The sequence below is a fragment of the Microcoleus sp. Pol12B4 genome, from assembly GCF_036701385.1.
Lineage (GTDB): Bacteria > Cyanobacteriota > Cyanobacteriia > Cyanobacteriales > Microcoleaceae > Microcoleus.
The window spans coordinates 2,689-14,046 of sequence record NZ_JAUBQR010000173.1 but is presented as its reverse complement, the minus strand read 5'-3'; the positions used below and the strand labels follow the sequence as shown (position 1 = coordinate 14,046).

9 protein-coding genes are annotated in these 11,358 nt (G+C 45.4%); 1 reads left to right on the top strand and 8 read right to left on the bottom strand.

Annotated features, from left to right (window positions below):
* Positions 1-419: 419 nt before the first annotated feature.
* The 7 genes from QUA38_RS21200 to QUA38_RS21170 all read right to left on the bottom strand — a co-directional run bounded on the left by QUA38_RS21200 (position 420) and on the right by QUA38_RS21170 (position 8,579).
* Positions 420-1,439 (bottom strand): glycosyltransferase family 4 protein, encoded by a 1,020-nt coding sequence (locus QUA38_RS21200; protein ID WP_333165231.1) that lies wholly within the window; start codon positions 1,437-1,439, stop codon positions 420-422.
* Positions 1,440-1,943: 504 nt separating this feature from the next.
* The gene (locus tag QUA38_RS21195; RefSeq protein ID WP_333165229.1) at positions 1,944-3,152 is read right to left on the bottom strand and encodes a DegT/DnrJ/EryC1/StrS family aminotransferase; all 1,209 of its coding nucleotides are present in this window, start codon (positions 3,150-3,152) and stop codon (positions 1,944-1,946) included.
* A 606-nt stretch (positions 3,153-3,758) separates the two neighbouring features.
* Positions 3,759-4,334 carry an alpha/beta hydrolase gene (locus QUA38_RS21190; protein ID WP_333165227.1) on the bottom strand — a complete coding sequence of 192 codons (576 nt, stop codon included), beginning with the start codon at positions 4,332-4,334 and terminating at the stop codon, positions 3,759-3,761.
* 593 nt (positions 4,335-4,927) lie between these two features.
* Positions 4,928-5,236, bottom strand: a complete 309-nt coding sequence (locus tag QUA38_RS21185) for a DUF3493 domain-containing protein (RefSeq protein ID WP_333165225.1) — start codon at positions 5,234-5,236, stop codon at positions 4,928-4,930.
* Positions 5,237-5,404: 168 nt separating this feature from the next.
* The gene (locus QUA38_RS21180; RefSeq protein WP_333165223.1) at positions 5,405-6,637 is read right to left on the bottom strand and encodes a DUF445 family protein; all 1,233 of its coding nucleotides are present in this window, start codon (positions 6,635-6,637) and stop codon (positions 5,405-5,407) included.
* An 82-nt stretch (positions 6,638-6,719) separates the two neighbouring features.
* The gene (ubiE, locus tag QUA38_RS21175) at positions 6,720-7,421 is read right to left on the bottom strand and encodes a bifunctional demethylmenaquinone methyltransferase/2-methoxy-6-polyprenyl-1,4-benzoquinol methylase UbiE (RefSeq protein ID WP_333165221.1); all 702 of its coding nucleotides are present in this window, start codon (positions 7,419-7,421) and stop codon (positions 6,720-6,722) included.
* Between the two features lie 213 nt (positions 7,422-7,634).
* Positions 7,635-8,579, bottom strand: coding sequence for a response regulator (locus tag QUA38_RS21170; protein ID WP_333165219.1), 945 nt, complete (start codon positions 8,577-8,579; stop codon positions 7,635-7,637).
* A gap of 156 nt (positions 8,580-8,735) precedes the next feature.
* Between QUA38_RS21170 and QUA38_RS21165 the strand changes: the two genes are divergently transcribed.
* Positions 8,736-9,830, top strand: coding sequence for a RuBisCO accumulation factor 1 (locus tag QUA38_RS21165; protein WP_333165217.1), 1,095 nt, complete (start codon positions 8,736-8,738; stop codon positions 9,828-9,830).
* Between the two features lie 65 nt (positions 9,831-9,895).
* Here QUA38_RS21165 and QUA38_RS21160 read toward each other — a convergent pair whose 3' ends face one another.
* Entirely contained in the window at positions 9,896-10,900 is a 1,005-nt protein-coding gene (locus QUA38_RS21160; RefSeq protein ID WP_333165216.1) for a DUF4349 domain-containing protein, read from the bottom strand.
* Positions 10,901-11,358: the final 458 nt, after the last annotated feature.

Here is an 11,358-nt window from a genome sequence, read left to right as displayed (position 1 = left end):
AGAGTGAGTGTCGAGCTGAACTTCGGGCATCAAATTGCAGGGGACAGTATTTCTGCTTACGCAGTGCGGATTAATTTCGGCAGCCTACTGGTCACGCACTCTCAGAATTTTCAAGATAAAATTAGCCTGAAACCCCCAGACAGAGAGACTGCGGCTGCTATCTGTTGACTTGGCTATTGCCAAAATTATTTATAAGAATGCTGAACAAAATAAAATTAACAGTGCTAGAGTGGCAGTACATCAAACCGTCCACATCAATCTGATTACAAACCTTTTGCACCGTAAGCCCTATTTATTTTTGGGCGTTGCTGATTTACGGTATGAAAGGCTAAATATGCCAGTCATAGAAACCAGTATCGACAAAGCTTGGGGATTTTCAACTGATCTTTGTCATACCCTGATTAAGCAACGCCTATTTTTCATTTTGCGTTCATTTTCTGTAGAATCTGCTCTTGACGCCTAGCAGCAACTTGTGGCCAAGTCAACTCCAAAGCTCGCTGACGGGCGGCGGCTCCCATTTTAGCCCGCAAATCAGGAGAATTAGATAGTTTTCGCAGTCCCTCCACCCAGGCGTCAGTATCGTAGGGAGGAAGAATTATGCCCTCAATGCCATCACGCACAACACCACCTCCTCCCATCGGTGAAGCGAGAATGGGCAAACCATGACCCATTGCCTCATAGATGACGAGTGGGCTACCTTCCTCAAGACTGGGAAAGGCAAAAAAGTCTGCTTGGCGATAGGCAGAACTGTAGTCCAAAGCATAATCAAAATAAACTACATCAGAACGTTTCAGCAAATCCCTGCAAGTTTGAGCGATCGCCGGTTCGAGTTTGCCAAAAATTGTCAGCGATCCCTTAATGCCAGCTCGCTCCCAAGCCTGCAAGAGCAGGTGAACCCCTTTGCGGACGCAGGCAAAACCTAGGAAAAGGACGTTAACTTCCTCTGAAGGCGGTTTTTGGGATTGATAATTAGGGAAACGCTCGGGCGACCAACCTTCTGTCGTTAAAAGCAGTTTCTCTTCAGAAACTCCGGCTTCTTGAAACGATTTTACTACTATCGGACTAGGACAAAACAGAAAGTCAATTTCCTTAAGTTTTTGCTCTTCTCTCTGAATTTTCTCTGGGGTAATGTGGTGTTGAGGTTGCAACCCCAAGCGAGAGTAAGCATCGTCAAGGATACTCTTAGCTTGCCTTTGAGAATTATTAACTCGCTCCCAAAAAATCGCCTTACTCTGCTTGTTAACGCTTTTTACAGTATCTACTGAGGTACCGGGCCACAAGTAGGCAACATCAAATTTTTTGAGCTCTTTGATAAAACGCTTCTCTGCCTTAATTCTGGGAGCACTAGGGCTGCGGTAATACAATTGTGTCAGAAAGGACGGAATTGCTTCAACTATATTGGAGTCGCGGCACTCGCGATCGCAACTCGGGACAACCATAAGTGCCTTCAGATCAGGGCCTTGCCATTCTTTGCACACTGAAAAAAATACGTGGCTGATAGCTCGGTTATTGCAATGATATGGGAATAAAGCACTAAGTTTTAACATAGCATTAATTTTTAATCAACTCAAATTTGTCTGCTTTCATCTAAACAGTAGACCTCTTGAATAATAACTTGGACGGGTTCTCCTGTCCATTTCACAAGAGTCATTTTTTTGTGTGGGCATCCCGCCTGCTCAATAAAGTGATAAAAAGGGCTTTTGCAAGAAGCCTATTCACATAGGAGAGGAGTGCTCAGTTTATAGAGATGTCTTGTTTTATCTTGTTTTATTTAAAAGCAGATTCAGTAACCTGAGAGTGATTGTACTGTAAAACGATAACATTTAAGTAAAATGGCTGCCAAGGCGCTAAAAACTAACAGAGAGTTGGGGAGTTAAAAAACATCCTACTTGTTTTTTGTAAAAAACAGCTAGGATGTTTTAATGACAACCCCTTTAACGACTTTAGTCTGCTGTTGCTAAAACTAGACTTTTAGCTTGGCCGAGCGCCAAACATTTTTTAACACCAGCGATTACATCTTCCACATCTGCATCTGTTAATTTTGCCGAAATCGGCAAGCTAACTGTATGCCGCCCGATGTACGCAGCATTCGGATAGTGTTCCGGCTGCCATCCAAACATTTCTTGATAGATAGGATGTTCCGGTATACTCATGTAATGTACGCCGACACCGATATTTTCAGCATTGATAGCGTTGAGAAACTCGTCGCGGCTGATTCCTGCTTTGGCTTCATCTACCAGAATGGTGTACAGGTGATAAGCATGAATTGTATCCGGTTCGGGCTTCGCCGGCAAAGTAATCGGCAGATCGGCAAATGCTTCGTTGTATCGCTGCCAAATCTGCTCCCGTCGCTGCCAATAAGGAGTAATTCGTTTCATTTGATGAATGCCGATCGCAGCTTGCAGATCCATCATATTGTATTTAAAACCGACTCCCACCACTTCGTAATGCTGGTAACCCGAGTCTCCGAATCGCTTCCAAGCATCTTTGCTCATACCGTGTAGCGCTAAAATGTTGAGCCTGTCGGTATCTTCTTGACTGGAGACCAGAATCATTCCTCCTTCACCCGTCGTGATATTTTTGGTAACATAAAAGCTGAAGCATCCGAAGTCGCCAAATGTGCCTGCTTTCCGCCCCTTGTACTCTGTTTCCATCGCGTGAGCACAGTCTTCAACTAACTTCAAGCTATGACGGCGAGCAATCTCGCAAAGCGCATCCATATCGCAGGGACGACCTGCGAAGTGAACAGGCAAAATGGCTTTAGTTTTTGAAGTTATTTTAGCTGCGACTTGAGCCGGGTCAATATTCATTGTCACCGGATCTACATCCGCCAGTACCGGTGTTGCCCCTGCGTGAATAATCGCATTAACTGTGGCACAAAAAGTCATTGGAGTAGTAATGACTTCATCCCCCGGTTGTAACGAAGCAGCGAGGATGCTCAAGTGCAGTGCCGCCGTACAAGAATTGACTGCAATCGCGTACTGGGAACCCTTGTAAGCATTGAATTCGTCTTGAAAACTCATGACTTTCGGGCCAGTACCCAACCAACCTGTTTTCAGGGTTGACACCACTTCTTGAATTTCAGCATCTTGGATCGCCGGAGCACCGAAAACCAAGAAACGGTCTTTTGAACGAATAGGATTGTGGTTCATGTTGCTAATGTTACTCAGTAAATACCGTCGATATAGTGAAACTAGGCTATCTTGGCAAGTACGGTTTTATGGGGAATTGAGGTGCTGTTAATTAATACAGTCTCTCACCTTTTTTCAACTTTTTTTAGTCAAGAGTTTTGGCGTATAGGTTGCGTAATAGTGTCTTTTATAGCACGAGCTTACTAATTACCCGTGGTTTTTCCCCAAGCGCCTGACTCTTACAGCTTTGACCTATCTTAAGATAGATAATCTGCAATGTCCACCCGATAATATTTCAGTTTATTGGGGATACAGAAGGTCTTTCCCTCTTTTTTACTTACAGAGCTTTATTAATCAAAATATATATTTTATTTTAAATTTGTGTAAACCATCGAAGGTTTATCCCGACACTTCTATTACAGCCAACTTATACCATTTTAGATTTTAGATTTGAGAATGCCTGATTCCCGTTAGGTTTGAAGCTTATTTACCGTTGCATTCTTTTTTTAAACTTGTGTCAAAATTAGGCAAATTTTGCACAAAAAAATGCAACTCCCCTGTAATTGATGCAGATTCAGAAACATTGTGCGATCGCTCGAAGCAATCAACCGTCCTTCAAAACATCAACTACAGTCTAGGCAGGCGAATCTTATTTAAAATGTCTTGCAGTCGTTCTGAAACGCCGCCCAATTGTTCTGACAAAGCTACAAGTTTACCGTAAGCTTCAACTAAGCGATCGCCCTCAACATAAACTTCTGGAGTAGGATAATTCTTCATCGCTTCCAGCAGTGTAATCTCGTTATCATTAGTTGCAGACAGCACCAAGGCCTCGCGCAATGCTTCTCGATTTGCATTCCCAGAAGGAGTGCTAATTACCTGACCGACTTCATCGAGAATTATTTCCCCAACCTTGCTCTTAAGCGTCCGATCCAAAAAGCTTTGACTGACTTTTACTGGTCTCGTCAGACTGTTGCGAACCACTTCCGGGTCTTTTTTTGCCTTTCCCAGCAACATTTCTAACGCGGGCGACATTTGCCCAGTTTCTGCAAAAATTTCTAATTCGCTGACGGGTAAAGTCATTCGGATCGCACTGTATTTGAGCACTACCTTTTCGGCAGCCGTCGCAGCATTGCTGTAAAATACTATTCCCGCGCCTGCTGCAAAAAATAACGTCCACCGCCCTTGAAAAAATGAGCGACCCATAGTAAAACCTCCCAACATCTTTTTCTACTTAGACTTTGACACATCTCATTAATTACTGCACAGGCTAAGGTCTTCGGGAAATACCAAATTATTCGATAGCCCCAACACTTATACCATTTTAGATTTTAGATTTTAGATTTTAGAATTGCGAATGACTGATGACGATCGTGGTTTTAAACACGGGTCTACAGTTGCATGATTTCGGGAACTGGTATTACCTATATCGGATGCTAGGCAAAAAACTCGGTTCAGGGCGCTTGTACGGGCCTCCCTGTGCGGCGTGTGCACCCTACTGATGCTCTCTCCCAATCTCCCGATCCTAGCAAAATGCCGAACGCCAGCTCTTCTATCAGTGAAGGCTGGCGCTAGGCTTAAATTTATTTTATATATTTAGGGTCTTTATGAAAGCTGACCCCAATTGAACGAATTACAAGCGGTTTATGATTAGGGCCTTTAAATCTGCTGACCCCAATTGAAGCCACATTCTTAGTATTACAGGGATCGCTGGTAAACCAGGATTTCATAATAATTTCTTTATATTTATAACTTTTCCTTGCCTCAGATAGATTTTTGTCTCGATTTGTAAATTTTGGTTACTTAGACTTCGGGGTTCGGCCCTCGGTGCGCTGCTCCCAGCGAAACAGGAACACCATCAGGGCCACAACTCCGACTTGAAGGGCAAAATTAGGCAAAGCAGAACCAATTTCCCGGCCAGAGGCAATTTTAGCGAGGAAAACCAAGCCGCCGATAAAGCCCGAAGCGCCACAAGCTACGTAAACAAACTGTCGCAGAGGCCGGTAGGGAGTGGCCATTTCTGCGGTTAAACGCTCGTATTGTTGGCGGCTGAGGTTGCGCGGGTTTTTTGGGATGTTTGTGCGATCGTCCGAATTTGGGGCTGGCATAGATTTAGGAAATATGTACATTAGGATTGGGCCACAACAACCCGGTTTCTACCAAAAACCCTCTGACTTAGGTGGCAACTACTGCCGAAAAACAGCGTTTTTGGTACTTTGGGCGTAATTAGAGTGAATATTATACTACAACAAATATCTCACAAATGCCGAAATAAATCACCGCTGAATCCAAACCACAACTGTCTGCAAACAGCCGACAAAAACACCCAAAATGCCTCCTAAATTTACAATTCCCTGCAACTCGCTTTGGACAATTCCCTGAATTGCTAACTCCAACTCTTCAGGAGAAGTACCTTTTACTCGATCGACAATCACCTGGTCGATATTCAAAATCGGGATAGCCTGAGCTACAATATTTTCTAAATCCCGCTCTAAATAGCGCTCTAAAACCAAAGCCAGTTCTTTGCTTACAATTTCCAGGGAAGCGCTCATCACCGCTGAAGTTTGCAATCGATTGAGAATCAACCGCGAAATATTTTCCCAATCAATAGATTTGCTCAACCCCTCAAGTACCTCTGTACCCCTCTGCTGAACGTAGCTGCGAACGCTGTCGCGCATAGTTTTTCGCAACTGTCTCACAGTAGAAACCGGTAAATTTTGCATCGACAAATTTTGCAGCCATTCCTGAATTCGCCCGCGAATTCCCAAAGAAACAGTTAACTCTGCTAACCGCTGATTTGTCGCTTCTCTGTCATCCAGACAAAAAGTCCGCAGCCGAGTTAAAGTGTTCCGCAAACCAAACAAATTTGCTACTACCCAATAAGTGCCGCTGGTTTTCTCTCGAAACCCTTCATCGATGATCGAAATATTGCGATCCGTCAAAAAGTCAATTAAAGCCTGCCGCAGCACTTCCGGTGGTATTACTACCTGCAACAACCACTCAGCAAGCTGAGCAGCCTGAGCTTCCGTTAGCTGAATCTCCAGCAAAACTTGGTCAAAAATTTGATTTAGCTGAGCTTCTAAAAAATCTTCCCGGCGCGCCAAAACTTTGAGAATTCGAGGCACAGATTCCCCCAGCAAATCTCGCAGAATGTTAGCGAGAATTTTAGAGGTTTTTTGCTCTGCGTCTGCTTTTACCTGATCCAGCGCCAACTGCAGCAGCCAAAGAATTATCGACTGCATCCGCTCGGTTTGCAGGAGGCGGCGCGCTAAGTTTTGCAGCTCCTCCGGCGTCAGCAGCGAACCCATAATTGTGTCGGAAATTCGCTTTGCCAAGCGCTCTTGGTTGCGGGGGATCAAGCCTGGAGTGAAAGGCAACTGCCGCCCTTTGATGTAAATAGCTCGATAGGGGCGGAACAGCATTTTGATAGCTATATCGTTAGTGAAATAGCCAATAATTCCTCCCACTACAGGTGGGGCCAACAACAGCCAAATTTCAGACGGATTCATCAATAATTGGGAATTGGGGATTGGGAATTGGGAATTGTTAATTGTTAATTGTTAACAAGTGACAACAGTTAACAGTTAACAGTCAACTGACTAATACCAATACTCCCATCATAGCTCCGGCAATGGGGTAGTGGGTGGCGGAGGTAAATCCGGCTTGGCGGGCGATCGCTACTTGCTCCTGGCCGATCGGGAATTTTTCTAAACTAGGATTAATGTAAGCATATTCTTGAGTCATGCCAAATTGCTGAGCAAGGGGCACTACGAGAGTGTCTAAATAAAACTGCTGAAAGCTCCGCATTAGGGAATTGCTGGGGCGGTGGAGGTCGAGAATAGCGGCTTTTGCACCGGGTTTGAGTACGCGGTGCAATTCCTGAAGACTGCGGGGGATGTCAGTCACGTTACGCAGACCGTAACCCATTGTGGCGCAGTCGAAGTAATTGTCAGCAAAAGGCAAGTTTAGGGCATCAGCTTCTACCCAGGAAATGGGACTTATAGGGGTGAGAAAAGGTCGATCGCGCCTGGCAGCCACGGCCAATTGTTCGGCGGAAAAATCTACTCCAAATACGCAACCGGTCGGCCCTGCTTGTTTTGCCAGCAGCAAAGCTAGATCCCCGCTGCCGCAGCACAAGTCTAAACAAGTATTGCCGGGGCCGGCACTGCTCCATTTCACCGCCATTTGCTTCCAAATCCGGTGTTGCCCAAAGCTCAACCAGTCGTTCAATTGATTGTAAACTGGTGCTATTCGATTAAATATAGTTTTAATTTGTTCGGCGTTATTAGTCATTTCTCATTTTTCATGGGTGATTGATAATTGGTAATTTATCAGCCGAAAAAATAATTAATCCGTGCTTTCATGTCATGCTGTCGCCAGTCATTAATGCTTTTTTATTTGTTAGCGAGCGGTGAGCTTTGGTCGAGAATCATTGGTTTGCTATCATTTTAAACTCAAGACTTAGAGCCGACTAAGGACTAATGACTGATGACTCATGACTGATGACTAATGACCCTGAAAACTCGTCAATACCAAAGCAACTTCTTGAGCGGCGAGGTGAACTGTTGTGAGTTCGTCTGGGCGCAGGGAACAAGGTTGCTTCCACTGCATGGAAATCAGGGCGATCGATCGACCTTTGTGAATCACTGGGATGCTCAGGTGAGCTTGAATGCCGGATTTCTGATAGTGCGGCAGACTCGCTAGGTTTGTGTCGAGTCCAATATTCACAGCACCCTGAATAGTTTGAGAGGTAATTGCTTCTCGAACCAGAGGATCATCTGCCAGCCAATTTTCCACAGTTGAACCAGTGGTGTGAGTGCCTTGGACTGGTATTAAAACATTTTCTTCCACCAGTTGCAAAATGCAAGAGTCCGCCAAAAAATTATCGCTTATAGCAGTAGCAATTGGATCTAAACTTGCTTCCAAACTCGGATAATCCACAGCCGTTTGCATGATTGTTGCTAACAGTTGTATTTGATTTTGGGCGCGATCCAATTCCTCAGTCCGCTGCTTGAGAATTTCATAAGTCTCGGCCGCCTTTTGCACCACCATTTTCAGTTCGTTCGGGTCCCAAGGCTTAGTGATATACTTGTAAACCTGTCCTGAGTTAATCGCATCCACCAAGTCTTCAATGTCCGTAAAACCAGTCAAGATAATTCTGACCGTATTCGGAAACTGGGGGACGGTTTTGCTCAAAAACTCCGTTCCTTTCATTTCGGGCATCCGCTGGTCGGAAATGATGACGGCGACCTCGCCTTCGATGCCGAGGACTTCCAAGGCGCGAATTCCGCTCTCAGCTTTGAGCACGTTAAAATCTCGTCGGAAAGTGCGGTAGAGTAAATCCAGATTGTCTGGTTCGTCGTCTACTACCAGCATTTTGGGCTTTTTCGGTCTGTGTAGGGTCATGAGCTGGCGTTTAATTTGATCGAGCTCTGAAATGGCATTATCCATAACAATACGATAAACTCCCCTTTGTAAATTTAGGCGAGCAACTATTCTGTAACAATAGTCTCATAACTCACTTACTATTAATCTATCGCTCTGCCGCGACACGAACCTTGCCGGTATCTAACCACACATAACTTAGCGCTAGTTTTTGATTCAATTATGACTGATACACCGCAAGATTCATCCCCTCCTGCATCTGCATCCTCCACAACTGCTGTGGATGCCGAAAAGTTAATTCGATCGCTCCGCCGAAAAGAAGGCACTTGGGTAGAGTGGGGACAAGCCTGCACTGCACTGCTAAAAGCTGGCTACAACTCTCAAAGGATTTTTGAAGAAACAGGTTTTGAGCCAATTCAGCAAAATCAAGTGAGCGTTGCAGCCCAAGTTTACACCAGCATGGTAAATGCTGGGGCTTCCGAGGAAGTTAGATCGCACTTTTTGGGCAAAGGTAGCGATATCTTGTACGAGTTTCGGATTCTCTCTCAAGTAGAGCGGGCCGGGGCGGCTGCTTTGATGCTAACCCACAATTTGGATGTTGACGATGCTCGCCAAGTTGCTAAAGCGATCAAGGAGTTTTCGCACTTCGGGAGTCTTCCCCAAGGTTTCACAGACACTCCCGGCGATGCTATGGCTTACCAATGCTGGCAATTGGCGAGACAGAAAAGCGATTTGCAAGAGCGATCGCGCTTAATTGCTCGCGGTTTAAAATTAGCTAGCAGCCAAACCGCTAGGGCGCAAATTGAGCAGTTGCTGGTTGATTTTACCGTAGTTGCGAGACGGGAAGCGCCCCGCTTGCCAGTCTACCGGCTCGATACCGAGGAACAATTGCCACGCGTTGTCCCGGTTGTGGGCAAATTGCCGCTTTCTACTACAGATTTGGTGGCAGTGCCTTTGCCGGAGGAAATCGAGCCGTTCCGAATGGTAAAATTTTCCGGAGCGGGAGCTTGGGTGGCGATTCCCGGATGGCAGGTAATTTTGAACGCTGAAGATCCGGTGGCGGTTTTGGGAATGAGTGATAAATTGCCGGTACCGCTGCAAGGCAAAGTTGAAGAAGTTTTGATTATTGCCGATCGAGCCCAAAGACAGTGGGATGCTGAAAGTTATTTCCTCGCCGATAACGGGGGCAATTTAGAATTGTACTGGTTTGAACAATCCCCAGATATTCCTATTTTGGGGCGAGTTGTTCTGGTGATGCGTCCCAAAAAGATTGTGGATGAAGACTATACCAAAGATGGATGGCAAATTGATGATTAGTCAGTGGTCAGTTGACTGTTGACTGTTGACTGGAAAGCTAATAATAACGAACAACTGACCACTGACTACTGAGGCGGTTTCGGTTCTTGAATTGGCGGAACAACAGAATGCTGTTTCTTAAATCGATTAAAGCCGTAAACCGCAGCCGCAATTAACAGAAAATAGGGACTATAAGCCAATAGCCAAATACCCAAAGCAAATAAGCCGAGCGTCAATTCGCCAACAGAATGAGTCGCTTTCCCCCAAGTTTCCTGTACCCGCAAACCTAGAGAAGGTTCCTGACTTTGTTGAGCAGATACTGCTGCTTCTAGAGTTAAGCTAATAGTCGAATAGGCTACTTGATTTCGCAAGCTTTTTAACTGAGCGTCAATGCGTTCGATCGACTCCCGAATATTGCTCAACTCCTGAGCAGCTTTGAGCACGTCGCCGACAGAGCCTGATCGCTCCATAATTTTTAACACCATTTCCTCCGATTTGCGGAGGTTCCGCAGCCTAGCTTCGTTATCAACTAATTGATCGGTAACATCCTCAGCCGTCAGAGAACGGTTCTCTACAGTTCCGAGTTTTGCCAAAGCCTCTAAAGTCGTTTCTAAACGTTCTTGAGGCACGCGAATCTCCACAGACGCCGTTTGGCGGACACTCGAATCCGGCGGCTTTTGATTTTGGAAACCCAAGATATCGCCTTGCTGTTTTTCGACAATATTAGTAACAGATTTAGTGCTGGCGTCAATAGATTTGACAACTACACTGAGTTCGGCTTTTTTAATCAGTTGGGGACGGGTTGGTGGAGTTTCTGCTGCTTTTTTTGATGAACCAGGAGCTTTTGGCCTTTGGGCTGCTGGCTCGGGTGCGGGTGGGGGTGGTGGAGCCGATGCGGGAACTTGGTTTTCACGGATGCTAGATGAAGCTCCGCCGCCTGTAGCGTTGGGCAGGGGAGATCCGCAGCTAGGCAAAGCAATGGTCGAAGATAAAGTTAAGAATAACGCCACAGCAAAACGAGTTGTGCTTTTGTTAGCTGGGTTTGGGTTTGGCTTGGGCGGGGGGGAATTGGTTTTGAGGTGAGTTTCCATTGAGGGTTTGTCCTGTAAAAAAGGCTTGGGTATTGAATTTTATGCTGGTTTCAATTTAAGCTTCAATAGATAGTGTTAGTTTAGCCGATACCGAAATGGAAACGGTAGAGGTTGAATACTTGGGGATTTTTAACCTCAGATGTAGGTCGATCGATGTTGGCCCAATGACGGTTTGGGTTCTGCGCAGAGGTGATCGCAACTAAAGCAAGTCGGTTTCTGATACCGTTTGAAAATGCTGAACCCCACAAATATTTTTCTAATCTAAAATCTAAAATCTAAAATCGAATGACAGATGAATTTGATACTGATTTTATGCGGACAACGGATATCGATCGCCCGGATGTAGCCTCAGCCCTTTCAGAATCAGAGGTTGCCGCAGTTTTGCGAGAACAAGCTTGCCTTAAAATTCGCGAAAGCTTGCGTGCGGGGCAGCAGGACATGGCGGATTGGCAAGGCGG